Genomic DNA, 25793 nt, shown 5'->3' with positions numbered 1-25793 from the left:
CGGACCGCGCCCATCTACGCGGCACACTGCGCCTCCGACGTGGAATCGGCGGCATAGACATCCTGGGTCTCCGCGCTTCGCGCGTGATGGTCGGCCAGCACGATGACCCGGGCTGGCGGTGGAACGATCGGCAGCGGCTCCCCGACGGCCTGAAACACGGGCGTGAGCAGCGCCAGCAGCCCGCGCGCCCGCTCCTGCTCCTCGACGGTCCCGTGCGCGAGCCGTTCGATCTGTCGCCGCTTCCCGGCCAGCCAGATCAGATCGATGTCGCGACCGACGACCGTCTCAGCGGTTGGAGCAGGCGGACGTGTGGTGCTGCGCGCCCGCTCTGGGGCATCGTCGGGAATGATCTCCAGCAGCGCCTCCGCCTGCGCGTCCAGCAGCCGGGCCTGCCTTGGATGCTGAGCGCGCACCGTGTTTGCCTTGGTGCGCAGCGCGAAAGAGCGTTTGCGCAGCCTGGGATCGGTTGGTGGACGCTTCCGCGGCGGGAGGGTGGTGGGCGTGGTGGTCGGTCCTGGGTCTGAAGCGGAGCCATGCGGATCGCTCGGTTGGTCGCGGTCGCACACGGCATGCAGCGATACCTGCTCGGACAGCACCGTCGGTTGAGGTCGCTCACGTGGTTCCGCAGGCAGCGCGGTGGACGATCGGAATCGTTGGTACCGTCCGCTGACGATCAAATAGTCTTTCGGCAGCATATCGTACGGCCACGGGCGTCGCGCCGCCGCTCGTGCGTCATCCAGGATCGACGCAGCGGGATCATAGCTCGCACCGCCCGGCTCGCACACGATGTCCGCTGGTTCAGGTGGTGGACGATCAGGCATCAGGGGCTTCCAGAAGCTGACGACTGCTGCGAGGACCGTCCTAGCCTACTCGCCGCCACTCGTCCGACTCTGCCGATCCGCCGCCCAGGTCGTGATCTGCGCCCACTTCGCTTGCACGATGTCGCCGACCAGCTTCGGGGCCAGCAGCGTGCGCAAGTACGCCGTGTCGGGCCGTTCGGGATGCAGGCACACGATCGGACTAATCGGCGATTGCAGCTCCTTCCCGCGCGTGACCTTCGCCCCGGGACCGAGCGGCAGCGCCACTTCCCAAAACTCGAACGTGCGGGGCGTCCCTTTTCTGCTCGCGGCGGCCTCGCAGGCATCCAGGATCGTATTGTGCTTGAGCAACGCGGCCAGCAGATCGTCGGTCGAGGTGGACTTGACCGAGAACGGGATTGGCTCCTGATAGCCTGCCGCGAGCAGATCGGGATGCAGCGCCTGGAAGCCGAGGACGCTGCGGCCGTCGGGCGGCCAGCAGGCTTTGAGGCCGCTGTACGAGACATCGGTCTTCACGAGCGCCGACATGGCGGTGTAGGGGATGCCCTCAATGAGGATATAGAGCGGGCAGGGCGAGGGCAGCAGCCAATGCAGGCCGGTTTTGCCACCCAGGTGGCCCAGGGTGCCCTGCTCCCAGCCGGCGGCGGTGGCGGCGGCGTCGAGCCGGTCGTCCAGGCCGACGTCGATGAACCAGCCGCGAAAGGTCTTGTCGCTATCGAGCCGCTCTTTGCCCGTCGACCAACTGGCAACTGGGCGCTTATCCGGCGACTCTTGTGGCGTGATGCGTGGCATGGCTGCGTCCTTTCTGTTCGTTGATCGCCAGCAGCATTGTACCAATGTGCATTACAGTTGTCAATAGGCGCAGACGGCACGATCCCGGACCTCCGCGCGATTGCGACGACGGGCCTTCCCGCCAGCCAGCCGGCGCTAGCCGCTCGTCTTCGGGAAGGGCACGTGGTGGTCGTCGAGGTAGCGCGTGACCGCCGCCGTCGCGAGTTGCCCGATCGCTACGTCCTGCTGCTGCTCAATCGCTTGCTGCCGCGCTTCCGCCGCGAGCTGCGCGCGCACTGCCGCGCTGATCCGCACCGTCGGCGACCCCGAGCGAATCACGACGCGCTCCGCCTGCATCGGCTGCTGCGCGGCGCGGGCCTGCGCGGCCTGCGTGAGATACGCGCGGATCGCCGCCTCGACGACCTCCCGGCGCGTGACACGCCGCGCCTGCTCGCGGGAGCGGCGCAGCGCGGCCAGCTCCGCGCGGAGAAAGACGGCCTTGGGCAGCGCCACCCGCGGATTCTGGCTTTCATAGTCGGTGATGTCAGCCATCCGATGTTCCCTCGCCCGCCGCGAGCGCAGCCTCGTAGCGCTCCACGGCGGCGGTTAAGATCGTGTCGACCAGGTGCCGCACGACGACGGTCTGCCGCTGCGCCGGTGGGAGTTCGTTGGTCCGGGCGTGGCACTCGATCTGGAGCCGCTGCTGCAAAGCGCGCGGCACGGCGACTGTCGTGCCCGGCTCCGGGTACCGCCGCCGCACTGCGGGCGGAATCTGCCCCTGCTGGCGGAGCTGCTGCGCCTCCTGCAGGCCAGCTTCGAGCAGGGCAATGATCAGCGGCGTGCGGCGCGGCGCGGGATCGCCCCCAGCGAGCAGCTCGCGCTCGCGGAGCCGATCGACCACGCGCCCGATCCGGCGGTTCAGCGATGCGGCAATCGAGATGGTCACACGATCCTCAGCCATCGGTGTGTCGCTCCAGCGCTGCGCGTACCTCGTACGAGCGAGCAGATCAGTACCCCCGTGTCTCTGAGCCACAAGTATAGCATGAGACCGAAACGAGCATGCGACAATGATTGTAGTATCACCATTCCACATATTGATAACTATAATCCATGATGTTACATTTGTATCTGGTACAGATGCGCGTCCAGCGCGAGCACACGACTGACTCAACAATCGGTCGCCGCACCGGCAGCAGCGCGCATGGCGGCAGAGACGACGTGGCTTCGTCGCAAGGAGATGGTATGGCGCTCATAACGATTATTCCCCCCCGGCCCAGCCTCGCCGCCGCTCAGGCGATTGATACGGATGGTGGTACGGGCACGCGCGTGATGCCGGACACGCGAACGGATGATCGCGACCCTGTCCCCTGTGGCTACCCCGGCTGTTCTGTTCAGAAGCCAGACGGTCGTCCGATCAAGCTGCATCGCATCAAGGCGCACCAGCTGACGGGTGGCGAGGTACCTCAGGTCGCTGCACCACCATCGCGTGGAATGAGTACGGGCGGTGTGCGTACCGAGGTTCCGGCCACTGAGACGGGAGACATTGCACAGCCAGGCAACCCACAGATCGCACCAGCCGTTCGTGACCTACCATCATGCAGGTCCACCATGGTGACTGGTGAACCGATCGAGCGTAGCGCAACCGGGCCAGCGGACGAGCCAACCGCTTCAGACCTTTTGGAGGTGGAAGCGGACGAACCCGATCCCGATGTGGATGTCGATGTGGATGACGACCCGGTGCGGCGCTACCTGCGTGAAATTGGGCAGACCCCATTACTGACGGCGCAGCAAGAAGTCGACCTCGCCCAGGCCATGGAGGCGGGAATGTTCGCGCAGGACCAGCTCGATGATCCGGATGCGAACCTGGACGGCGAGACCAAACGCACCCTCAAGCAGTTGGTGCAGACGGGAGCGGACGCCCGCGCGCAGATGATCCAGGCGAATCTGCGCCTGGTCGTCAGCATTGCGAAGAACTATCGGGGCCGCGGGTTAACCTTCCTCGATCTCATCCAAGAAGGGAATATCGGGCTGATGCGCGCGACCGGCAAGTTCGATTACACCAAGGGGCACAAGTTCTCGACCTACGCGACGTGGTGGATTCGCCAGGCGGTGACGCGCGCGATTGCAGACCAGTCCCGCACGATTCGCCTGCCCGTCCACATGACCGAGACGATCGTGCTCGTGAACCGCACTCGATCGACGCTCGCGGACACCCTGAACCGTACGCCGAGCCACCAAGAAATGGCGGATGCCCTCGGATGGGAGCTTGAGAAGTACATGACGTATCTGAATCGAACGGCCCTGCCGGAATCGCTGGAGGCACCGGTGTTTGAGGGGAAGGACGGCGACGAGATCCGGCTCGGCGAGCTGGTTGCCGATCACACATGTACCGCAACCTTCGAGATGGTTGCCCACGCACAGCTGCGGGAGCAACTCAACACGATCCTGGATCGGCTTCCCGATCGGGAACGCCGCGTAATTCGGCTGCGGTATGGCCTCGACGACGGCAAGAGCCGCACGCTCGAAGAGGTGGGCACACTCGTCGATGGCCTCACTCGCGAGCGTATCCGCCAGATCGAAGCCAAAGCCCTGCGCAAGCTGCGCCATCCAGCGTTCGGAGCCAGGTTGCGGGATTACCTCGAGTAAACGGCGAGCATGCATGACCGACCATCAGCACATGGTGTCGCCGACACTGGTTTAATCTGGTGCTCTGTGTCACCCCATGAAAGGACGAGCGATCTATGACGACGTTCCCCCACAGGCAGCTTCCTGACGATACCCAGCCCAATCATCTGATGCAGGCCCCCCGGGCGCTGTTTCTCAGTCCCGACGGCACGATCTACCCCGACACGCTGATCTGCTCTGGGATCGTCGCTGCGGAGCTCGGCGGGAGGCCCTGCCCAGATGCCGATCACGGACGCATCCCGGCTCCCCAGCCGCTCGATCCCGCCGCTGACGGCTACACCATCGACAAAGGCCAGCCCGGCGATCTCTGTCCGCCGTGCGCCAAGCAGCAGCTTACGCATCTGGGCCACTGGCAGGGCCATGGCGGCCAGACCTTTCCTGACGACCTGCTGGAACTGCGGCTCTTCAAATGCCGACAGTGGTTCTGGCTGGTGATTCCCGGTCTCACGGACGAAACGCCAACGATCATCCGGGAGGTCTAGCGGTTCATCCATCTGCCTGGTACGCTACTCTTTTGGCCTGCAACCCGATCGTGAGGCGGTCGATGCTGTTAACACGCACCCAATTCCGCGATGCTGTCTTTGAGCGCGACCACCACCGCTGTGTCATCTGTGGCGCGCCCGCTCAGGACGCCCACCATATCGTCGAGCGGCGGCTGTGGCCGGATGGCGGCTATTATCTCCAGAACGGTGCATCGCTCTGCGCCGATCATCATATCGCCGCCGAACAAACGACGCTGAGCTGTGACGACATCCGCCAGGCTGCCGGCATTCGCCAGATTCTGTTACCACCGCAGTTTTATGACGCGGATCGCATCGACAAATGGGGCAACTACGAAGTAGCGAACGGGACCCGCTTGCGCGGCGAACTCTTTGACGACGAGTCGGTGCAGCGGATCTTGCGCGCTGGCGGCGTCCACCATCTGTTCAGCGATCGGGTCAAGTATCCACGCACGCCGCATCTGCCGTGGAGTCCCGGTCGCGCCGAGGACGACCTGGCCTTGGCCGATGTGCGTGCCTTCGTCGGATGCGAGGTCGTCGTCACGGCGAAGATGGACGGCGCGAATACCACGCTCTACCGGGATGGCATCCACGGGCGCTCGGTGGCGTCGGCGGCGCATCCCTCACAAAGCTGGGTCAAACAGCTGCACGCGCAGATTGCCTACGACATCCCACCTGGCTATCGCGTGTGCGGCGAAAACCTGTATGCGCGCCACTCGATCGCCTACAGCCATCTCGGCAGCTACTTCCAGGTGTTCAGCATGTGGAGCGATCGCAACCACTGCCTCTCGTGGGCGGAAACCGAAGAATGGACCGCCTTACTGGAATTGAGCCTGGTCCCCGTGCTGTATCGCGGCATCTGGGACGAGCAGCTGATTCAGGGCATGTACCAGCCCGTCCTCGATGGCGACCCGTGCGAAGGCTACGTCGTGCGCCTGGCCGATGCCTTCCCGTATAGCGCATTCCGCCAGTCGGTGGCCAAATATGTGCGAGCGGGGCATGTGCAAACCGTCCACAATTGGGTCCGGCAGCCGGTGGTCCCCAATGGCCTGCAGACCAACGAGGATCGGCGCGGCTCGTCGCGCCAGATCTCCTGAACGACGCGCGAGGCATGGCACCTGCCCATGCCCGCGACGATGCGCGCAGCGACATGACGACCATCACCGCACCACGACGACCCGACCACATGGCCGATCTAGGCAGCAGTACCCTGCTCGTACGCTCGGCCGGCTGGATTCCATCGGCCGAGCCCCGATCCGCCGCCCAGCACCCTGGGCGCTCCCGTGTACCGCGCCAGGTGATCGCCCAGCGCGATACGCTCGCCGACGCTGATGAAACGCAGCATGACTTTATCGTGAGCAACCCACCATTTGGCGGAGCGTGCTATCTGCCCGATGTGCGTCCCGACTTGAAAGCCTGGGGAACCAAAACCGAGATCCTGTTCACGGCTGCGATCTTAAAGCAGGTGCGCCGCGGTGGCCGGATCGCCGTGATTCTCCCCGACGGCATGCTGTTTGGTTCGACCAAGGTGCTGGTGAAACTCCGCAAAACACTGGTTGAAGACCACATGCTGCAGACGATTATTTCGCTGCCCAGCGACGTGTTTTACCCATTTGCTGGCGTGAGTACCAGCATCTTGATGGTGCAGGCGGAAGGTCGAACAACGCAGATCCGGTTCTACGCCTATCCAGTGGCGCCGCAGCGTGCGCACCGTTCACGGCGATCACCCGAACCAGTGAGCATTGATCTGGAAACCATGGAAACCTGGGAAACGCCCGTCGAAGCGCTCGGTTCAGCCTACGAACTCGATGCGCGTCGCTACCAGCCGCAACGCACACCTGAGATCCAGTACGACGATCCGCGGGTCATTATTCAGCGGTTATTGGAGAACCAACGCACGATCATGCAGACGCTCGACGAATTGCAGATGTTGTTGAATCAAGATTGGTGACGCTGCCACCGTGATCGGCATCGACCGCGGCAGAAGCGCATCCTGGTGTTTCTGATCCACGTGGCATCCCGTGGGATGGCCATTCCGCTACGGCTCCGTCGCGGGCGCGCCGTTCTCTTCCCCTGCGACCCTCGAACCCCGCTTCGGTTCCAGCCAGCAGCCGTATCGCGGGCCTGCGCGGAAGCTGCCAGTCGATGTGCTCACGCGCGTAACGCCCGCGATGATCCAGACGCGCATTGGTCGCTGGCAGGCCATCCTGGCGTGTATGCCATCGGCAGCGAGCGAGACGGTGCCGCGCTATACCTTCGGTGAGCTCCTGTATAGCCGAGACGACGGCGCGCCGATCGGACGGGTCATCGGGATTATTCGGCGTCAGGAGTGGGAATATCTGATCCGCCAGGCCGACGGCGCGGCATATGACCTTCCTGAGTCGTACTTTATGAACGAAGCCGAACGAGCGGCCTGACTCAATGCGGCGCTAACGGTCGCGCACGCAGCGATGGTGGGGCCACCGGCTGCCTAAGCGATGGCCGGCGGCCCCACGCCAATCCTGATCAGCAGCACGGTCTAGGTCGTCGCCTGGGTCTTCGAGGTCGCGGGCGTCCGTGACCTCCGCATCCACCGTTCCCCATTCCCCCAGGTACGCCCAATAGACCTTGGGCGCACCACCTCGTTGCCCCACCTCCGACGCAGGGACCAGCAAAAAAAACCCGTATCATAGCAAAACGTTTTGGTATTTTGACAACTGTAACCTATTATGCTACAATTATAGCAAGGAAAGAACGGACCCGCGCACGCGACCCATTCGCCATCGTTCAAGGAGCGCAGAGATGCTGGTTGGATATTTTGGGGGCATGGCCCACACTGGAGCCACCTACGAGATTCTCGTTGAGGACCGAAGCGGCACATTCGTCGTGAACGCCTACACGCAGGGCACTATCGCCCAGGGAACCCTCTACAGTGGCTCCAGCCGCGAGGACGCTTTCAAGGCGCTGCTCAAACAGGCCGACAAGAAACGAAAAGGCAGCCCGCGCTCCTATGTGACTATGCTGGCGGGGACGATGAGCGCCTACGGCGCGGCAGCCTGGAGCAAGAGCCTGGATGCGAACGGCGATCTGCCGCTCCACGATCAGCTCTGGCAGGTCGGTCGTCCGCTGACACTGCTGCCGTTTGCTCGTCGGCAGGCTGCCGCCCAGGCAGCCCAGACGACTCCGGCCACGCCCGCGCCCGCCGCGCCCGCCCAGCCAGCACCCGCTCCGGCACCCCAGGCTGCGTCGACCGCCCAGGCCACAGCGCACCCCAGCCCGCCGGAACACCCCGCTGCGCCGGTGAGCGCGCCGGTTGCCGCTCCGACCCCAGGTGCTGCACCCGCCACGCCCTATCCGGTGGCAGTGATGCTCTGCGAAGCGGCAAAGGAATTGCCGATCGCCGACGATGTGGCCCGCATCAGGGCGATGGCCGAGCCGTTCCTGAGCAATCCAGGTTGGATTGCGACACGCAAGATGGAAGGGCGGCGCGCACAAATCCATGTGCTGGCGGGTGGCGAGGTGATCATGACCAACCGGAGCGGGGGCGAAGTTCCATGCCCGGCACACATCGCGGCGATCGCGGCAAAGCTGCCCGCTGAGACATCACTGGATGGCGAGCTAGTTGGCTTAACGGATGATGGGCAGGAAGCGCTCTACGTCGGTATGGATGCCACGTGCCAGTGCTTTGTCGCCTTCGACCTGCTGGCCTGCCCGGCGATGACCAGCAAGCTCGCCACCCGTCAGGATGTGCGCCTCACGCTGCTCAAGGCCGTGATCGGCGCGCTGGGGCAGCAAGACACGATCCTGCTGGTCGAGGTCGCCGCCGACGAGGCGGGCAAGCGCGCGCTGTTTGCGCGCGGCATGGCTGCGGGCTGGGAGGGCCTCGTCTTCCGCGACGCGACCGCCACCTACCAGGACGCCCGCACGCGGGCCTGGACCAAGGTCAAGTTCGGCTTCAACACGCTCGATGTCGTGGTCATGGGCATCCAGCCGGGCAAGGGACGCAACACGGGCCGCGTCGGCGCGATCGCATGCGGCCTGTACGACGAGGGCGGCACGCTCGTGTCGATCGGCGAGGTGGGTTCGGGCATGACCGACGCGCAGCGCGACGAGCTCCAGCGCCGCTGGGACGCTGGGGAGCGTGCTATGGTCGTGACGGTGCGCACGGAGCGTATGACCATGAACGGGCAGCTCAACCGCCCGGTCCTGCTCGATATTCGCCCCGCCGGTGACAAGCTGGCGACGGACTGCCGCTTCGCCACCGAGCTGCGGCAGATGACACCCGCGCCGCAGCCGGGGGTGTCAAACCTCCAGTGCCAGCTTTGCGGCGCGTCGGCGGCGGCACTGCCGGAGGCCCAGCAGGCCGGCCACGACGAGCTGGCGGCGCTGCGCGAGCACGCCATCGCCGCGCATGGCTGCACCGCCGCCGATCTGGATCAGAGCGAGGCCCGCGAGTCGGCGAGCGACGAGCCACACATCACGATCATCACCTGGACGCTGCCGGACACCACGCTCTGGCTGACCGGCGAGCAGCGGCGGGCGGCCTAAGACGGAATCCTGGGCGGGCCTCGGGTGCGCCCCACGGGCGGGAGTGGCGCAATTGGTAGCGCGCCGGTCTTCAAAACCGGAGGGTACAACGTTCGAGTCTTTGTCTCCCGCACCACCACGTTAAAGGATCACCCCATGTTCCAGCCAGCGTCCCAGCGATTACTGCTGATCGCCTGCTCCCAATCGAAGCGCCCTGATCCTGGCCTCCTGCCGGCACGTGCGCGCTACACGGGGGGAGCCTACCAGATTCTGAACAAGGCGGAACGCGAGGGCGTTCCGCTGCCGCAGGTGCTAATTCTGAGCGCCGAATTTGGGTTCCTCCGGCCAACCGATCCGATCCCCGATTACGATCGCCGGATGACGGCTCAACGGGTGCTGGAGATCGAATCCACGCTCCGCGCGCAGTGGACGCAGATCGTGGTTCCGATGCTCGCGGGTATCACGTCAACACTCGTGGTCATGGGCTACCAGTACCGCTCAACGCTGATTCGCGCGGACGCCCTCCTGGATCTCCCCGGCCTGGTCATCGCCCAGGGCGGCCTGGGCACGCAGCGCCAGCAGCTGACGCGCTGGCTGCGCACATCGGCTGGTGGGTGACCATGGACACCAGCGATCTCCTGCATCACCGGTTCTGCTGGCACCGCGCCGTCGTCGCCAGCCCGTGCCCGCCGAGCACGGGACGGCAGTGCGCCGGGCAGCAGACCCGGCAGCGCGTTCAGCAGCCCACCGTGCTCAGACCAGCGAGGGACATCCCACCCTCCGCTGCCGAGCGATCGGTCCTCCAGCGACCCAATCTCGACCGCGCACGACTCTTCACTCCGGGAGCCGCACATGGCGTCTAAACGTACTCTGCCCAAGCGAACAGCAACAGCGAGCAACCGCGCACCCTCCGATGTGGAGGGGCAGATCATCCCGCCGGCGCGATCCACGCCTACCGTTGATGACGGCCAGGCGTTTGAGGCGCGGACGGTCAAGCAGATCATCAAGCTGCTCGAACGCTGCACCGTCGTCGGTCGCCGTCCAGACGATGTGTTTACCGACTGGCTGGAGCTGGTGCATGCCCTGCTGGACATGGAGCCGAAGCACGAGCAGGCGCTCGCCGAGACGGGCGACCTTGCCGCAGATCCGCCGCACGTCGCTGCGCTGTTGGCGCGGCTGCGCACGACCTATCCGTTCCGCGAGGGCGCGAACGAGCAGTATCTCGACTATTTCCTCCAGGCGTTTGCCGAGCTGCGGTTGAGCGCGACGGTCGGGTACATGGACATTGTGGGCCTCATCTACATGGCGTGGGGCTGGCCGCACACGGGGCTGGGCCAGTATTTTACTCCCATGTCGGTCACGACCGTCATGGCGCGACTGCTCATCGGCGATGGTCGGGCGGAGGTCCATCGCCACCTTCAGGCCGCCATTGAACAATCGCCCGCAGCGCAGGCGGCGCTCCTGGCGGGCAGTCTCCTCGAAGGCGAGGTGGCGCAGGCGTGGTTCATCGCACGGGTGATCCCCCCATGCGATCGAGCACTACGAACCCGTCACCGTCTATGACCCCTGTGTTGGAAGCGGCGCGATGCTGCTCGCCAGCGCAAGTTGTTTTGACGACTGGATGAACCAGTTGGGACTCGTCCGGTACTTCGGGCAAGACATAGACAAAACCTGCTGCCTCATGGGAGAAATCAACCTCCGTTTGTATGGACTCAATGGACACGGGATGCGCCGAACGATCCTCCGCGCCGAGGCCGTGCTGCGCCAACATGGCCTCGGCGCCGAACCGGAGCCGACGATCATTCCGTTTCCGGCACCGCAGCCCGCCCGATCGGATCAGCACGAGGCAGCCTAGCGGCACGAGGAACACCGGTATGCACGTGACGACGCCAACACATCGCCTTTGGAAGAAGCACCCCGTTGCCTTTGATGTGGCACAGGCGCAGCAGTTGCACCGCCGCGGCGCGCTGCGCCACATCATTCCTGAGCCATCCACCTGGAACACGCACGGCGCTGGGGGCATCACGGTGGATCAGCTCGCCGTCGCTGGTGAGCGGCAGGATGTGGCCCACGCGGCAGAGATCCTCCAGGTGCTCCAGCAGTTTGTCTATCTGTCCGCGCCGCCGATCTCGATCGGCAAGCCGACGGACGGGTTTCTATCCAGCTATCAGTTTGGGATCGTGCCCGGGTGGGTTCAGGGAGCGGCAACCGGTGAGTCACGCATGTACCTGATTGGGCGCGACGCGCAGGACCTGGTCGTCGGTCGCTACTCCGAGGCGGATATTCCGCTCGGTGGCCTGATCTGGCATGGACACGCCTATTCCCCAAAGGCCGCCGTTGCCACCCGGGTTCGGTCGAACCTTGGCCAACGACCACGAGTCCTGCTGACGGAATCCTGTGCGCCGTACCTGTGGCGCGTTGCCTATCAGGTCTAACCCGAACGGGAAGGAATCGACGGCGGGGACCATCGTCCCGCCCCGCACGTCCACCGTACTTCGAGACGGCGTGAGGAGAGGATCGTGGCAAAACGAAGCAAAGAGCAGCGATAGAGTGCGCTGCTCTCACCGAGCGCCACGGAAATTCTCGACCGGCTGGACCGCTGCTCCGGCCTCTGCGGTCCAAGCCTCGTTCACGTTTTCACCGATTTGCTCGACCTGGCTGAGACTGGAGCGCAGGATTGAAAGAGGTCGCTCAACGCTTCCCAAAGTGCTGCTGCAACGTTTGTTCGACATAGCCCTTTCCCGCTACCGTATGCACCGGATAGCGTGCTTCCTCCTCCGCAGAAAGCAGGCGGACGGGGGTGTCTTTGTAATACACCGTATCGACGACCCGCAATTCAGGAATGGTGGCTGCCGCGAACAAGGCGGCGCTGTTGCCAATCACCGGCCAGTCGCCATCGCGCACCATTTGCTTCCCGGTATAATTCGGCACCCCAATGAAGGGGCCGCCGAGGGTCTGCAGATCGATCGCGTCGATCGACGGAAAGACCTGCTCGTAGATGCCAATCAGGATCGCGTTGCGGAACACCTTCGAGACATGCAGAATAAGCGCGGCAGCGACGCGCTGGTCGTCGAACGGGATGGCGATAATATCGCCTTCCTTCACCTGGTGTTTGGTCGTCATGATCCTCCTTGTTGTACTCCGGCTGACGCGAACGCCACGGATGTTTCAGTGGCGCTACGACCCAGGGAGCCAGGAGTCCTCCCTGGGTCACGTTGACGGTCATGGATCGGTCACGAAAGGTCGTGGTCTGATGACCCGCGATGGGCCCACGTGGCGAGATGCGGTACCCCCAGACCGGCATGCCCGCGGGCTGTGCATGGACGGCTAGCGGCAGGGTGTGGCGGCCCCACCACGACAACGCATCGCCGCGACGAGGCCGTGCCTACCCCCACGACCGTTCACAGATTATCACGGTCGCGATGCAGCCCGCTTCAAGATCTCGTTGAAGAGCGCCTCCGCTGCTTGCATATACTCATCATACTTCGGATTGGTCTTCGCGATTTCATTCCGTTTGTTGTCAAGCTGCCCGCCGTTCTTTGACAGTCCAAACTCATCGATCAGGCGCTGCTCCAGCCCTGTGGCTTGCGCCTCCGTCAGATTATTGTTTGCCAGAATCTCCTGACAGTACTGGCCCTTGGTTGGATGTTTCGCGTGCTGCCCTCCTCGCGCCGGCGCATCACCGCGTCCGACATACTTCACGTTCCCCGCGCTGTCCCGGAGCACATACAAGCCCTGCCCATTGGCGGCGTCATACGCTTTGCCCGTCCCGCCGACCGTCACCTTGTCAAGGTGACGCAAGGATCGCAGTTCGCTTGCTCCGACTAAACCTGCCCAGCGCCAGTTGCCCAGGTCTTCGCCCGTCACGAGATCAGAGCCGGTAAACGCTTCCGCAACGCCCTTCACATCGCCGACCACCGGGATAAAGTCCAGGGCGGTGCTGAGGGCAGCCTTGGTATTACACGATGGCACCATGCCACCATCCGGCCTGGGTCCGTCATTGTCTTTCGGCTTGCTCGGACAGGGTTTGGCCGCCGCATGCCCGCTCGGATCGATCAGCGTCGCGGGATTATTCTCGGTATAGGTATAGCGGTTGAGCGACTGCGGTCGGTCCATGAAGCCCGCGAACGTATCCCGCTGGAGGAACCGGCCCAGCTCCGGCGCGTAGTGCCGCGCGCGGAGATAGAGCAGGCCGTCCGCCGTGCCGCTGCGCTCGCCGGTAAAGCCAAGCGGCGTCGTGGCGGAGCCGGTCTGGTGCCGGATGGTGCCGAAGGCGTCGTAGCTGCTCGTACGCACGCTGGTACCGGTGCTATCCGTGAGCTGCCGCACGCTGCCTAGGCCATCGAGCAGCGCAAACGCGACAGGTTGCGCGCTGCCGCTCACACGCTGCTGCGCCGCGAAACCATCGGGGCCATAGGTATAGCGCAGCACTGTGCCGTCTGCGCCGACTTCGCCCAGAATCGTCGGCAACGACGTGGCTTCATCCACGATCAGGTCCGTGGTGACGCCGTCGACCGTCTCGCGCACGAGGTTGCCCCAGCCGTCGTAGGCGTAGCTGGTCGTCGTGCCGCCGCGCACCGTTTGGATCAGCCGGTTGGCAGCATCGTAGCTGTAGGCGGTCGTGCCGTCGCTGAGCAGGTTGCCGTTGGCGTCGTAGCTGAAGCCCGGATTGGTGATCCGCCCGCTGGCGTCGTAGCTGTAGGTCGGGACACCGTTCACGGTCGTCCGATTGCCGAGCGCATCGTAGCCATACGCCACGCTGCTCGCAGCGGGACCGCTAGCGATCGCCGGATAGCTGGCTTCCACCAGGCGATTGAGTGCGTCATAGGTGTAGGTGGTCACGCCATCGCCGTTGGTCTGCTGCGTCCGGTTGCCGTTGGCGTCGAGCCCATACTGGATCTGCTCCAGCGTCGTCCCGCGCGCGTGCCGGATGCTGGTCAGGCGGCTGGCGCTGTCATAGCCATAGGCGGTCGTCGTGCCATTCGCCCGCGTCTGCGTCTTCAGCAGCCCCGTCGCGCGGTAGGTGTAGCTGGTTGGACTGGCGTTCCACGGCGTCAGGCTGGTGAGTCGCCCGGCGGCGTCGTAGCCGTAGCTGACTTGGCCCTGGCCCCAATAATTGATCGCGGTGATCTGATCGTTCGGGGTATAGGTGTAGCCGACCGTGCGACCCCCGCGCGCCCGGCTGATCACGCGGTTCGCGGCATCGTAGGTGTAGTCCGTCGTGCCCAAGCCGTCGGTCATGCGCGTGACATTGCCAGCGGGATCGTAGGTATAGCTGGGATCGGCAGTGCCCGTGGGATAGTCCACCCCGGTGAGCCGACGGTCCAGATCGTAGCTGTAGCGGGTGATCCGCCCCAGGAAATCGGTGAAGCTGGCGAGGGTCGAGTCGCCGTGATAGCTCCACTGCTGGGTCCGGCCATCCTCGGTCATCGCCGTGATGCGGCCCAGCGGATCGTAGCTGGTCGTACTGTTCCGACCGAGCGGATCAGTCTGGGCCGTGACATGGCCCAGGTTGTCGTAGCTGAGGCTCCAGGTGCTGCCGAGCGCATCGGTGGTCTGATCGCGGAGGCCCAGCGTGTTGTAGCGGTAGGCGGTCGCGTTGCCGCGTGGATCGATCACCTGCTGGAGATTCCAGGTATCGCTACTACCCGCGCGGCTGTAACGGTACTCCGTCCGCAGGTTCTGCCCATCGGGATCAACGCGCTCCGTCAGCAGGCGGCCCACCGCGTCGTAGCTGTAGGCGACGGCGAGCGCCTCACTCGGCACATTGGCGGCCTGGATGACACCGGTGAGCTGATCATTCAGATCGTATCCATAGGTCGTGAGCGTGCCGAGCGGATCGGTCACGCTGGTCTGGCGATCGAATGCATCGTAGGCATAGCGGGTCACAGTGCCGCGGGGATCAGTCACGCTGGTGACGCGGCTGTTCGCATCGTAGGCGTAGGTCGTCGTGTGGTTCAGCGCGGGTACGCTGCCGATCGCCGTCGCACCCGTGGTGAGTGTCGCCAAGCGGCCCGCCGCATCATACGTCATCACGGTGGTGCTGCCACGCGGATCGGAGACGCGGGCAGGCAACCCGTCACTCGTGTAGGTGGTGGTAGTCCGCAATCCGCCGGGCGTGGTCACGCTTGCGACCCAGCCCTGGGCGGTATAGCCGATCGTGGTGGTCCGGTTCAGCGGGTCGGTGATGCTGCTGGGTTCGCCGAAGACGGTATAGCCGGTGCGGGTGATGCCACCCAGCGGATCGATGTGCTCGCTGATCGCGTAGCCCTGGTCGTCGATCGGCGTGTATTCGTAGCGCGTGGTGACATTGAGACGGCCACTGCCCGCATCCTCCACGATCTCCATCAGATGGTCGGCGGTGTCGTAGGCATAGGTCGTGCGGACGGCCCGGCCATCGGGATCGAGTGTCCGGCTCGTCCGGCGGTTCTGGGCATCGTAGGTGGAGGTGGTGAGAACGCCCTGCGCATCGGTGCTGCTCAGAAGGTTGCCGCTGGCGTCGTAGCTATAGGTGAGCGTCTGCCCGGTCGGTAGCACCTGGGTCGTCACGCGACCGACGGCATCATAGGTAAAGCTGGTCGTCGCGCCGAGCGGGTCAGTGTGGCTCGCCAGATCGCCCTGGGCGGTATAGGCCAGCGTTTGGGTGCGCGTGATGACACCCGTACCCTCGCTGGTGCGAATCAGGCGGCCCTGGGCATCGTAGTCGAAGAGCGTGGTCGCCAGATTGGTGGTGTCTGTGCGGATCGGCTGGCCCTGGAGGTTGAGGACCACACTCGTGCGCTCACCCGTCGGTGTCGTCGTGGTCAACGTTCGGGTCGTGGCCTGGTACACCCTGGTCGTGGTCCGACCATTCACCGTCTGGGTATCGGTCTGGGTCAGGAGAGTCAGCGGATCGCCAGGATAGCTGAACGTGACCGTGCGATTGGCGGTGATGGTGAGGAACCGCGTGCCGTCCGCCGTTGTGATGGTCAGGGAGGAGATATAGGGCGCTTGCATGCCCCAGCGGGGATCGGGTGATTTGACCAGTGTGGTGATCGTGCCGTCAGGAGCGGTGGTGATCTCGGTGCCGTCCGGCTTGGTCAGGGTCGTGGTGACGGCACCGTTGGGCGCGGTGGTCGTCCGCCGTCGATCGCCGTTGGGGAGTTGCTCGACGGTGTAGCGCGTGGCATCATCCAGCGCGTTCTTCACGGTCACGGTGTAGCTTTGCGCGGTTCCGGTGCGCGTGAGCGTGGTCACGCCGCCGACCGGATTGGCGTCACGGATCAGCCGGCCCTGCGCGTCGTAGCTGAAGGTATGCACGCCACCGCGCGGATCAGTCAGCGACGTCAGCAGGCCATCCGCGGTGTAGGTCACCTGCGTGGTTTCATTGGCCGGATTGGTGATGCGTGTAAGCCACCCGTTGGCGTCGAGGGTCAGGCTGGTGCGATGGCCGTAGGGGCCGACGATCGCCTCCGGGGTACCGTCCGCGTCGCGCTCGATCCGGGTCTGGAGACCAACGCGGTCGGTGATCGTGATGAGCCGCCCCGCCGCGTCATAGTCGAATCTGTACAGGATGTCGCCCGTCAGCGCATCGCGGGTGCGCAGGTGGCGGCCGGTCGCCGTGAACAGATAGAGTTCGCGTCCATCTGCCGACGGCACGGCCAAATCTGCCGACGGCAGGACAACCTCGTCGACGCCGCTGAAGCCCGACAGGGGTGGCTGCATACGCCGCACGCGATTCGTATCCATGTCGGCGATATACAGGTGGTCGGCGGCATCGACAGCAAGACCTGCCGGACCGCCAAGCTGCGCCCTGGTGGCCACGAAGCCATCGCCGCCATCGCCCCAGGCGCCGGTCCCTGCCACGGTCCAGATCACGCCATCCGGCCCAATCCGGCGGACGCGGCGATTGGAATAATCACTTACATACACGCTGCCGTCTCTGGCAACGGCCACAGCGTGTGGATAGTCCAACTCGGCAGCAGTCGCCGGGCCGCCATCGCCGCTGAATCCATCCGTGTCGGTACCGGCCACCGTGGTGATGATGCCGTTGGGCGCGACTTTGCGGATACGGTCGTTGTAAGCATCGGCGATATACAGGCTGCCGTCTGCCGCGAGCGCAATGCCCTGTGGCCAATCGAACTGTGCATTGAGGGCGGGACCGCCATCGCCTGAGAAGCCCCAATCGCCGCTCCCCGCCACCGTGGTGATGATCCCGTTGGGACTGACCTTGCGGATGCGGTTATTTCCGGCATCGGCGATATACAGGCTGCCGTCTGCTGCGACGGAGAGGTCGGTCGGCCAGTCCAACTGGGCGTTGATCGCCGGGCCGCCATCGCCGCTAAAACCCCAGGTGGCGGTACCTACCACGGTGGTGATGATGCCATCGGGTCCGATGCGCCGGATGCGGTTGTTGCGGGTATCGGCGATATACAGGCTGCCATCTGGGCTGAGGGCGACGCTCTCAGGACCATTGAGCTGAGCATTGATCGCCGGGCCACTATCGCCTGAGAAGCCCGCCGTCCCCTCCGTGCCGGCAACCGTGGTGATGATCCCGTCCGGCCCGACGCGACGAATGAGGGCGTTGCGCTCATCAGCAATGTACAGGCTGCCATCCGCGCTGGGTGCTACGTCGTACGGGAGATACAGCTTGGCCTGCGTGGCGGGAATGTTGTCGCCGGGACGTCCATAGCCTGCCGTGTTGGTGCCTGCCACGCGGGTGATCACGCCGTCAGATCCGACGCGCCGAATGCGGTGGTTCCCGGTATCGGCGATGTACAGGCTGCCATCTGCCGTGAGCGCAACGCTGTTCGGCCTGTTCAACTCGGCAGCGGTCGCCGGGCCGCCATCGCCCCGAGATCCCCAACCACCGCCGCCGCCGACGGTGGTGATGATCCCGTCAGGTGCAATCTTGCGAATGCGATTATTCCAGGTGTCGGCAATATACACACTACCATCAGCCCCCATCCGGATGCCTTCGGGGTTGTCCAGTTGCGCATTGATTGCCGGGCCGCCATCACCCATAAAACCTCGGGTGCCGTTCCCAGCGACCGTCGTGATCACACCATCGGAACTGACTTTGCGAATGCGGTTATTCCAGGTGTCGGCAATATACAGGCTGCCGTCCGCACCGACGCCAATGCCACCTGGATAGCCGAGCATCGCGTAGATGCCTTGACCACCATCGCCTCCGAAGCCTGGCGTCCCGTTCCCGGCAACGGTCGTGATCACACCATCGGGGCTGACCTTGCGGATACGATGCTGGCCGGTATCGGCGATATACAGGCTGCCGTCTGGTCCCCACGCCATGGCGGACGGATCGTTCAAGCGGGCCTGAGTGGCGGCATAGCCGTCGCCGATGCCAACATATCCGGCGCTGCCGGTGCCGGCCATCGTGCTGATCATGCCATTGGTGTCTACGCGCCGAATGCGGTGGTGAGAGGCGTCGGCGATATACAAACTGCCGTCGACACCGACCCAGATGCCTGATGGATTGGCAAGTCGGGCATTGGTCGCCGGGCCGCCATCGCCAAGCGTGCTGCCGCCACCCACGAGGCTGGTGATCACGCCGCTGGCGTCCACGCGCCGAATGCGCTGGTTGCTGGAGTCCGTGATGTATAGCCGCCCTGCCGTGTCTACACGCACGTCGGTCGGGAAATTGAGCTGCGCCGCTGTCGCCACGCCACCATCGCCTGAGAAGCCTTGCGCTCCTGTACCAGCCGCTGTGGTGATGATGCCGCTGGGACTGACTTTGCGAATACGATTATTCCCGGCATCGGCGATATACAGGCTACCATCTGGTCCGAGTGCCAAGCCAATGGGGAACCCCAAGGTCGCACTGGTCGCTGGGCCGCCATCGCCGGAAAAGCCATAGTTCCCATTCCCGGCGACGGTCGTGATGACGCCGTTGGGCGCAACTTTGCGAATGCGCCCATCCCAGGCATCAGCGATATACAGGCTGCCATCTGGTCCCAGCACGACGTCGTAGGCATCGAAGAGTCGCGCGCTGGTCGCCGGGCCGCCATCGCCAAGCGTGCTGCCGCCGCCCGCCACCGTGGTGATGATGCCGTCGGGACTGACCCTGCGGATGCGGTGGTTTCCGTCATCTGCAATATACAAAGTCCCGTCGGCCCCTACCCAGATGCCTTCCGGATTGTAGAGTTGGGCATTCGTGGCCGGGCCGCCATCGCCTGAGAAGCCTTGCGTCCCGTTTCCGGCGATGGTCGAGATGATACCGTTCGGCGCGACTTTGCGGATGCGGTGGTTAGACCGGTCGGCGATATACAGGCTGCCGTCAGCCGCCCACTGCACATCCTCCGGGTTGGATAGCGGCGCGGACGTACTCGGCCCGCCATCGCCGGGTGCGCCAGGCCCACCCCCGACAACCGTCCTGATCTGGCCCGTGCTGTCCAGCTTACGGATGCGGTCGTTGCCGGTATCGGCGACGAAGAGGCCACCGTCCGCGTCTTGCAGGATGCCTGACGGGTTGTAGAGTTGAGCATTGGTCGCCGGACCGCCATCGCCCGCAAAGCCGCGCGTGCCGTTGCCCGCGACGGTCGAGATGACACTGTTGGGCGCGATCTTGCGGATACGGTGGTTCGCGGTGTCGGCAATGTAGAGGCTGCCGTCAGCCGCCCACAGCACATCCTCCGGGCTGTACAGCGGTGCCGAGGTGGCAGGGACGCCGTCACCGGGTACGCCCGGCCCACCGCCTGCGGTTGTCTCAATCGTGTGGCCAATCCCCTGAGCGGTGTACCGATCGCCGCTGCCAGGAAAGAATGTTTGACCGACGGGATCGTAGGTGTGGTGAGCATCGATCGTCCAGCCGCCCAGCCCTTGCCCCTGCGCGTCCAGGAATTCGAGCGTCGAACTGTACTGCTGCCAGGTTGTGACCTCGCTCAACGACCGATTCCCTGTGATTGCAACGCCCGTGCCGAAGCGCCCAAACGATTGCGCGAACGCGGCCGGCTCCTGATAGACCGCGCCATACACGAACCCAACGGAAACCGTTGCGGTCTGGCTCCCTTGGACGCGCCGCCCGTAGGCGTCGCGACCATCCCAGGTGAAGGTCTGCGTCTGGTTGGCTGCCGGCGCCAGCGTCTGTGTGAACTGCTGCCCGGCGACCGAGACACCCAGCCGGACCTCGCGCAGACTGCTGGGCACGCTCGCGCCGCTGAGCGGAATCTCCAGCGTATGCGCGGCTGTTCGTCCTTTGGCCCGATCGCTGTCGTAGCGCAGGTGCAGCGGCGTGCCGCTGACGGCGATCTCCTCGCCAAGCGTCTGATTCTCGCACGCGATAATCGAGCCGCCGCGCGTGCAGGGATTGTCCTCCGGGGTATCGCGATCCTTCGGCGGGCCGCCGTTTGGACCGATCGCGCCATCCGGCGGGCCAAATGGCCAGTTGTGATCCCAGGGCGTGAAGTGCGGGATCAGCACCCGCCACAGCTCCTGACCCACGGCATAGCGGCTCCCGAGCTGCTGGCGCTCCTCGATGGTCACGCCGAGGCCGGCCGCGTCGTCGGCCACGCCGTCGCCCGTGATGTCGAGGTCGGCCAGGCCAGCGGTGATACCTACCAGCTTGATAATCCGCCCGTTGTCAGAGGCGATCCAGGCCGCCTTGGTCCGGTCATAGTAGCCGGTCGGCACAATCCCACCGACCGGGAAGCCGACAAAGTTTTCGACATAGTTGACCAGCGGCTGGCTGAATGCCACCGTCGCGTCCGCCGCCAGTGCCTCGTCCACGCTGAACTCGGCGGCGTAGGTATAGCCGCTGCTGGGCGGCAAGGTGCCCGGCATGGCGCTCGGACCGCGCTCGCCCACGGTGAACTCGGTGATCCGCAGATGGAGCGTCGAGAGCGGCTCCGTTGAGCCGTCGGCGAGCTGGAGCGTGGCGGTAACATCGGACGGAAAGAGCAGAGTCGATTGGCGGGTGCCGTCGGCGTCCGTAACCACGCTGCCGACGGCCAGCAGGGCTTCGCTCGATCCATCCAGCTCGACGGTCGTCACCACCGGATCGAGCGCCAGGAGCGTCACCTCCGGCAGCCACTCGTAGTCACGCCAGGACGCGGGGATCTGCCGCTGGAGCGGGAGATAGCCCTCCTTGGTGTACGTCAGCGTGACGATTCCGCCCCCATTGACGGCCAGATCGAACATGCCATCCGTGCGCGTGCGTGTATGCCCGTACTCCGGGTGATCCAGCACCGCGACAGTGACGCCGGGGAGCGGATCGCCTTCGTCGTCGGTGACACGCCCACGTAGCACGGCCACGCGCCGCGTGTCGATCGTGCCGGGCGCGACGCCAACCTGGATCGGATTGGGGCCGGTGTAGAGGAAGGCCGTATCGCTGGCGAGATCACTGCTGACCGTGCGATCCGAGGGTGGCGCGATCACCGCCGGATCAGGCGGCAGGGTCTCAAGCGCCGTGGTCCGCACAGTGGCCGACGCACTCGGCGGCGACAGGTTGCCGGCGGCATCCCGCGCGCGCACCGTAAAGGTGTACTCCGTATCCGGGGTCAGCCCGGTGACCATGTAGGCGGTGTCGGTCGTGGTCGTCAGGCGGGTACTCCCCTGGTAGAGGTCGTAGCCGGTGACGCTCGCCGCGTCCGTGGGCGGCTCCCAGGTCAGGCTGATGGTGGTGGTCGTCTTCCTGCTCCACCACAGCCCGCGCGGCGTCAGATCCGATGGCGGGCCGTCCGTCGGCGTGGCAGTCGGCGTCGGTGGCTCGCTGGTGGCCGTAGGTGTTGCCGTATCCGTGGGCGTGGCCGTCGGTGTATTCGTCGGTGTCGGCGTCGGTGTGTTCGTCGGCACGGGCGTGCGCGTCGGCGCCGGTGTGGGCGTGGCCGAAGGAACACAGCCCGGCTCCGGCGTGGCAGTTGCGCTGGGCGTCGGCACCGGCGTGGGTGGAGGGATGGTACCCAACGTGCGGACCGTGATCGAGCCGCCGCCGAGTGGTGTGGTTGGCGCCGCACGCTCGCTCGCGCCCGGCTGCGTGTCGTAGACCACGAAGGCCCGCGCGTCGTCCCAGATCTTGATGCGGAACGTGTCGGCGGCGCTGCCGCCGGCATAGTCGCCGTCCACCACCGTCATCAGGAAGCTGTAGGTGCCGCCGCCGATCGTGCCCGTGCCGCGGTACTGCGCCTGCCCGCCCACGACGACCAGCCAGTCGTAGCGCGTGCTGCGGAAGGCCAAGTTGCCGGCGGTGAACTGGAATTCGGTCTGGCCGGTGGGGGTGGTCGAGAGCGCCTGGTATTTCGCGTTGAAGCCGATGTTGGCCCGTCCGCGCAGTGTCGGATCGGCGGGATAGGCACCGGCGGGCGATTCGAACCAGCCGCCGCCAGTCACAAAGCCGCCGCTCGGATCATAGACCACGACATACTGGAAGGGGGCCTGCGCCGTGCCGCAGTCGTCGTCGAACAGATCGACGTTCAGCGTGTACACCCCAGGGGTGGGGTAGCGGTGCGTCGCCGTGACGGAGCCTGATCCGCCCGTCTCGGTTGTCGTGCCACCACTGGTCGTCCCGTCACCCCAGTGCCAGCGTGACGTGTGCGTATCAAGCACGCTGGCATCGGTGAAGGTGGCAGTGGCCGTGACGACACTGCCCACGGTGAGGGGATCGCGGGGCGCGCTCACCGCGCCGATCGTCGGCGCGCGGTTCGTGATCTCAAGATCCACCGAGTCGGTGTCACACGCACTGTGCGAATCGCAGACCCGGAGATAGACCGGAAAGGTACGCGGGCCATCCAGGGGTGCCGCCGAGAAGGTCGCCGCCTGCCCGAATGTTTCATACGTGCCGTCGTCGTCAAGATCCCAGGCGATGGTGAGGGAATCACCATCAGGATCGGTGGATGCGGCGGCATCCAGTTGGACGGTGCCGCCTTCCGCGACGGTGTAGGGGCCGCCACCGTCCGCCACAGGTGGACGATTTTGGGTGACCGCAAGGCTGGCGGCCCTGGTGGGGGCGGGCCAGGCACTGCTCTGGAGCAGCAGGGCGACACAAACGAACAGGTGGATCAGGCTGGACAGCAGCGGCAGACGGCGGTGGTGCATCCGAACACTCCCTTGTGACACATGGCAGGGGACAGCGACAACATGGTGCGATTGAACCGACACGCACGGACGGTCGATCGAGATTTCTGGTGGACTCAGTCGGCGGAGCCGACCCACGTGGACGCGAGACACCGCCAGCCGCCCACGCTCGCACCGGGGGTAGCGCGAGGGGGCGAATGGCGGAACCGGTGCGGTCGCATCAGGGCAGCGTCGTCATGGGCGTTGCCCTGATCGATCGACGATGACCGATCTAGTACATCATAGTTCGCGCACACTGCGGGATCGGTTTCCGATACAAAAGCGATCCTATGAGCAGCATCTCCCCTGGGCCTGCGCGGGATCGGCATGACTCAGCTGGCCGGCAGGGTCGGCCATCGCTCCACGCTGGGCGTTCCAAGTGCCGTCTGCCAGGTGCGCTTCGCCAAACAGGACCACGGGCTGACACGGCACGGCCGTGGACGATCAGGGCAACGGAGACGAACAGGTGGATCCGGGCAGATAACGCCGCTGTCTGGCGGCGGTGGAGCATCCGAACGCTCCCGCGTGACAACCGGCAGGTCCAGCGACAGCGTGCTGCCCCATACCGCCCACGAACGAACGGGTGGATGAAAACGGACAGATGATGGCCGAGCCGACGAGCTGCTGGTCATGCGGACGCAGACGGCGCGGCCACGGATGGGCAGGCGGTCCTCCCGTGCGCGAGCCGATGCGCTTCCTCCACGATGCACTTGACGCGTGGTGTCGCGTGGGCGTGGTTCGGCTCGAACGCTGTGACGTTAAATGTCGGGCAGGAGGGGGGTGCAAGATCCTGCGAGGAAGCCTGGAGGCTCCGATGCAGGTGACCTATGGTAGCTCAACGCAGCTCGAATGCTGGGATCTCAGTTAGGTGTGAAATGGGCATGCTCCCGGCGATCGGCAGCCGATGTAAGGGACGGATGTGAATGCCTGTTTATACTATTAAACCAGGATTTCCGCAACCACCAGTGTGGGACTGGAGCAGCGGAAAGGGCTGCGACGGCGTGGCGACCCACAGCCTCGTGCCGCGCCTGCGCAATGCGGATCTCGTCCGGGCGATCAGGGTGGCCATGCGCGAAGCGATCGGCCGCCTTCTCGTACACGTTTTCATCCTAGCTGGAGCAACTGATGAGCACCGCACCGCTGATCGATCGTCCTCCCATGGTGTGAGCGGGGAGCCTGGTCAGCCACCGCTCCCAGCCGCGCACGCCACGCCCCGTTGGTTCCGTTCACGCGCCGCCCGCAGCGCGGCGACGAGCCGATCCGGGCGCGTGGTTTTCGGGAGAGCGGCGACTGCCCCGGCCCGCAGGCCGTCCCGCACGGCGTCATCGTCGCCACCCCCCGTGAACAGGATGATCTGCACATCGGGATAGGCACGCCGCAGCTGCGTCGTCGTAGCGATCCCATCCAGCAGCGGCATCTGCACATCCAGCAGCACGACATCCGGCTGGACCTGCGCCACCACCTCCAGCGCCTCGATGCCAGTGGCGGCTTCGCCGACGACCGCCACCTCGGGGTACCGCTCCAGCAGGCGGCGGGTGATCCACCGGAACGCCGGGTGATCATCAACGAGTACAATCCGAATCATCGTAGTCCTCCTCATGAGGTCGACTGCTCAGATGGGTGTCTGACCGCGGTGCATACGCTATGTCCTGCGCCGGGAACCTGCTGAGGCGGTACCCAACACAGCCAGGGCGGATCGACCCCAGGCCGATCCCGTTGGTCTAGTAGACCAGATCGCTGCCAGATTGCGGGATCGGCAACCGATCCAAAAACCGATCCGGTTAAGATAGTGTTAAAATAGTGGGAACAGCTACCTGCTCAGCCAGGCGCACGTCCGCGCCCGCGCTCGTCGCTGCGGGGCGGAGGGACGCTGCGGGTGACCACAGTGAACCGCCCACCGTGTCTCGGATGGTGGCACTGGCTGCTCCGGTCACCTGCGCGTTTGGAGACGATGCGATGCCCAACGATCAAGCGCATAAGTCTTTTGGATCATGGCTGCGGGAGCGGCGGAAAGCCCTCGATCTGACCCAGGCCGCCCTCGCCCACTGCGTCGGTTGCGCCGAGGTGACGATCCGCAAATTGGAAGCAGGCGTGCAGCGGCCTTCGCGCCAGATTGCCGAGCGCCTCGTCGGCTGTTTGGAGATTTCCCCCGACGAGCGGGCGGTGTTTCTGCAGGTCGCGCGTGGGGAACGCGGCCCAGATCGCTTACCCCCGGCCCGACCCCCTCGGGGTGCCGCGCCGCACGCCCGCGTGGCAGGACCGGTTGCACTGCTGCCGCTCGACACCGTCCCACCACCTGCGCCGCTGCCTGCGGGCTCGCGGATGCCGCTCAGCCGCAATCCGCTGTTTGTCGGGCGGGACGCCGATCTGCGCCAGCTGGCCCATGCCCTCACCGTGAGCGAGACGGCAGCCATTGGACAGGTCGAGATTGCCGCCGCGACGGGGCTGGGCGGGATCGGCAAGACGCAAC

The 25793-nt window shown here is 65.2% G+C and carries 19 protein-coding genes; 12 read left to right on the top strand and 7 right to left on the bottom strand.

Annotated elements, in window-relative coordinates; genetic code table 11:
- Nucleotides 1-14: 14 nt before the first annotated feature.
- The 4 genes from VFZ66_17245 to VFZ66_17230 form a co-directional block, all read right to left on the bottom strand.
- Nucleotides 15-821 carry a hypothetical protein gene (locus VFZ66_17245; protein HEX6290934.1) on the bottom strand — a complete coding sequence of 269 codons (807 nt, stop codon included), beginning with the start codon at nt 819-821 and terminating at the stop codon, nt 15-17.
- Nucleotides 822-866: 45 nt separating this feature from the next.
- Nucleotides 867-1610 (bottom strand): hypothetical protein, encoded by a 744-nt coding sequence (locus VFZ66_17240; protein ID HEX6290933.1) that lies wholly within the window; start codon nt 1608-1610, stop codon nt 867-869.
- Between the two features lie 135 nt (nt 1611-1745).
- Nucleotides 1746-2141, bottom strand: coding sequence for a hypothetical protein (locus VFZ66_17235; protein ID HEX6290932.1), 396 nt, complete (start codon nt 2139-2141; stop codon nt 1746-1748).
- Nucleotides 2134-2550: a hypothetical protein gene (locus VFZ66_17230; GenBank protein ID HEX6290931.1), complete on the bottom strand. Its 417-nt coding sequence runs from the start codon at nt 2548-2550 to the stop codon at nt 2134-2136. The genes VFZ66_17235 and VFZ66_17230 overlap by 8 nt, the downstream gene beginning before the upstream one ends.
- A gap of 281 nt (nt 2551-2831) precedes the next feature.
- On the opposite strand from VFZ66_17230, the gene VFZ66_17225 reads away from it, so the two are divergent.
- The 11 genes from VFZ66_17225 (at nt 2832) to VFZ66_17175 (ending at nt 11715) form a co-directional block, all read left to right on the top strand.
- Nucleotides 2832-4235, top strand: a complete 1404-nt coding sequence (locus VFZ66_17225; protein ID HEX6290930.1) for a sigma-70 family RNA polymerase sigma factor — start codon at nt 2832-2834, stop codon at nt 4233-4235.
- Between the two features lie 95 nt (nt 4236-4330).
- On the top strand, nt 4331-4756 hold the full coding sequence (locus tag VFZ66_17220; protein ID HEX6290929.1) for a hypothetical protein: 426 nt from the start codon (nt 4331-4333) through the stop codon (nt 4754-4756).
- A 62-nt stretch (nt 4757-4818) separates the two neighbouring features.
- Entirely contained in the window at nt 4819-5871 is a 1053-nt protein-coding gene (locus tag VFZ66_17215) for an RNA ligase family protein (GenBank protein ID HEX6290928.1), read from the top strand.
- A gap of 14 nt (nt 5872-5885) precedes the next feature.
- Nucleotides 5886-6725 carry an N-6 DNA methylase gene (locus VFZ66_17210; GenBank protein ID HEX6290927.1) on the top strand — a complete coding sequence of 280 codons (840 nt, stop codon included), beginning with the start codon at nt 5886-5888 and terminating at the stop codon, nt 6723-6725.
- Nucleotides 6726-6795: 70 nt separating this feature from the next.
- Nucleotides 6796-7191 (top strand): hypothetical protein, encoded by a 396-nt coding sequence (locus VFZ66_17205; protein ID HEX6290926.1) that lies wholly within the window; start codon nt 6796-6798, stop codon nt 7189-7191.
- Between the two features lie 364 nt (nt 7192-7555).
- Nucleotides 7556-9301 carry a hypothetical protein gene (locus tag VFZ66_17200; GenBank protein ID HEX6290925.1) on the top strand — a complete coding sequence of 582 codons (1746 nt, stop codon included), beginning with the start codon at nt 7556-7558 and terminating at the stop codon, nt 9299-9301.
- A gap of 135 nt (nt 9302-9436) precedes the next feature.
- Nucleotides 9437-9898, top strand: coding sequence for a hypothetical protein (locus VFZ66_17195; protein ID HEX6290924.1), 462 nt, complete (start codon nt 9437-9439; stop codon nt 9896-9898).
- Between the two features lie 2 nt (nt 9899-9900).
- Complete coding sequence (locus tag VFZ66_17190) at nt 9901-10143, top strand: hypothetical protein (protein ID HEX6290923.1); 243 nt, start codon at nt 9901-9903, stop codon at nt 10141-10143.
- Nucleotides 10133-10843, top strand: coding sequence for a hypothetical protein (locus VFZ66_17185; protein HEX6290922.1), 711 nt, complete (start codon nt 10133-10135; stop codon nt 10841-10843). Before VFZ66_17190 ends, VFZ66_17185 begins: the two co-directional genes overlap by 11 nt.
- A 163-nt stretch (nt 10844-11006) precedes the next feature.
- Nucleotides 11007-11135 (top strand): hypothetical protein, encoded by a 129-nt coding sequence (locus VFZ66_17180; GenBank protein HEX6290921.1) that lies wholly within the window; start codon nt 11007-11009, stop codon nt 11133-11135.
- A 19-nt stretch (nt 11136-11154) separates the two neighbouring features.
- Nucleotides 11155-11715: a hypothetical protein gene (locus VFZ66_17175; protein HEX6290920.1), complete on the top strand. Its 561-nt coding sequence runs from the start codon at nt 11155-11157 to the stop codon at nt 11713-11715.
- 256 nt (nt 11716-11971) lie between these two features.
- On the opposite strand, the gene VFZ66_17170 is transcribed toward VFZ66_17175, so the two are convergent.
- The 3 genes from VFZ66_17170 to VFZ66_17160 all read right to left on the bottom strand — a co-directional run bounded on the left by VFZ66_17170 (nt 11972) and on the right by VFZ66_17160 (nt 24908).
- A complete protein-coding gene (locus tag VFZ66_17170; GenBank protein HEX6290919.1) occupies nt 11972-12403 on the bottom strand; it encodes an Imm26 family immunity protein in 432 nt (143 codons plus the stop codon).
- 288 nt (nt 12404-12691) lie between these two features.
- Nucleotides 12692-23305, bottom strand: coding sequence for an SMP-30/gluconolactonase/LRE family protein (locus VFZ66_17165; protein ID HEX6290918.1), 10614 nt, complete (start codon nt 23303-23305; stop codon nt 12692-12694).
- Nucleotides 23306-24503: 1198 nt separating this feature from the next.
- Nucleotides 24504-24908, bottom strand: coding sequence for a response regulator transcription factor (locus VFZ66_17160; protein HEX6290917.1), 405 nt, complete (start codon nt 24906-24908; stop codon nt 24504-24506).
- A gap of 371 nt (nt 24909-25279) precedes the next feature.
- Between VFZ66_17160 and VFZ66_17155 the strand changes: the two genes are divergently transcribed.
- Nucleotides 25280-25793: helix-turn-helix transcriptional regulator (locus VFZ66_17155; protein ID HEX6290916.1), on the top strand; the 514-nt coding region annotated here is incomplete at its 3' end.

It is taken from the genome of Herpetosiphonaceae bacterium (assembly GCA_036374795.1).
In the GTDB taxonomy this organism is placed as follows: domain Bacteria; phylum Chloroflexota; class Chloroflexia; order Chloroflexales; family Kallotenuaceae; genus LB3-1.
The sequence above is the reverse complement of the archived record's forward strand: the minus strand, read 5'-3'. Positions and strand labels throughout refer to the sequence as shown.

Bases quoted from the DNA above. Each gene is read 5' to 3' on its own strand.
- VFZ66_17245 (HEX6290934.1), bottom strand. From the start codon at position 821: ATGCCTGATCGTCCACCACCTGAACCAGCGGACATCGTGTGCGAGCCG.
- VFZ66_17240 (HEX6290933.1), bottom strand. From the start codon at position 1,610: ATGCCACGCATCACGCCACAAGAGTCGCCGGATAAGCGCCCAGTTGCC.
- VFZ66_17235 (HEX6290932.1), bottom strand. From the start codon at position 2,141: ATGGCTGACATCACCGACTATGAAAGCCAGAATCCGCGGGTGGCGCTG.
- VFZ66_17230 (HEX6290931.1), bottom strand. From the start codon at position 2,550: ATGGCTGAGGATCGTGTGACCATCTCGATTGCCGCATCGCTGAACCGC.
- VFZ66_17225 (HEX6290930.1), top strand. From the start codon at position 2,832: ATGGCGCTCATAACGATTATTCCCCCCCGGCCCAGCCTCGCCGCCGCT.
- VFZ66_17220 (HEX6290929.1), top strand. From the start codon at position 4,331: ATGACGACGTTCCCCCACAGGCAGCTTCCTGACGATACCCAGCCCAAT.
- VFZ66_17215 (HEX6290928.1), top strand. From the start codon at position 4,819: ATGCTGTTAACACGCACCCAATTCCGCGATGCTGTCTTTGAGCGCGAC.
- VFZ66_17210 (HEX6290927.1), top strand. From the start codon at position 5,886: ATGGCACCTGCCCATGCCCGCGACGATGCGCGCAGCGACATGACGACC.
- VFZ66_17200 (HEX6290925.1), top strand. From the start codon at position 7,556: ATGCTGGTTGGATATTTTGGGGGCATGGCCCACACTGGAGCCACCTAC.
- VFZ66_17195 (HEX6290924.1), top strand. From the start codon at position 9,437: ATGTTCCAGCCAGCGTCCCAGCGATTACTGCTGATCGCCTGCTCCCAA.
- VFZ66_17190 (HEX6290923.1), top strand. From the start codon at position 9,901: ATGGACACCAGCGATCTCCTGCATCACCGGTTCTGCTGGCACCGCGCC.
- VFZ66_17185 (HEX6290922.1), top strand. From the start codon at position 10,133: ATGGCGTCTAAACGTACTCTGCCCAAGCGAACAGCAACAGCGAGCAAC.
- VFZ66_17180 (HEX6290921.1), top strand. From the start codon at position 11,007: ATGCGCCGAACGATCCTCCGCGCCGAGGCCGTGCTGCGCCAACATGGC.
- VFZ66_17175 (HEX6290920.1), top strand. From the start codon at position 11,155: ATGCACGTGACGACGCCAACACATCGCCTTTGGAAGAAGCACCCCGTT.
- VFZ66_17170 (HEX6290919.1), bottom strand. From the start codon at position 12,403: ATGACGACCAAACACCAGGTGAAGGAAGGCGATATTATCGCCATCCCG.
- VFZ66_17165 (HEX6290918.1), bottom strand. From the start codon at position 23,305: ATGCACCACCGCCGTCTGCCGCTGCTGTCCAGCCTGATCCACCTGTTC.
- VFZ66_17160 (HEX6290917.1), bottom strand. From the start codon at position 24,908: ATGATTCGGATTGTACTCGTTGATGATCACCCGGCGTTCCGGTGGATC.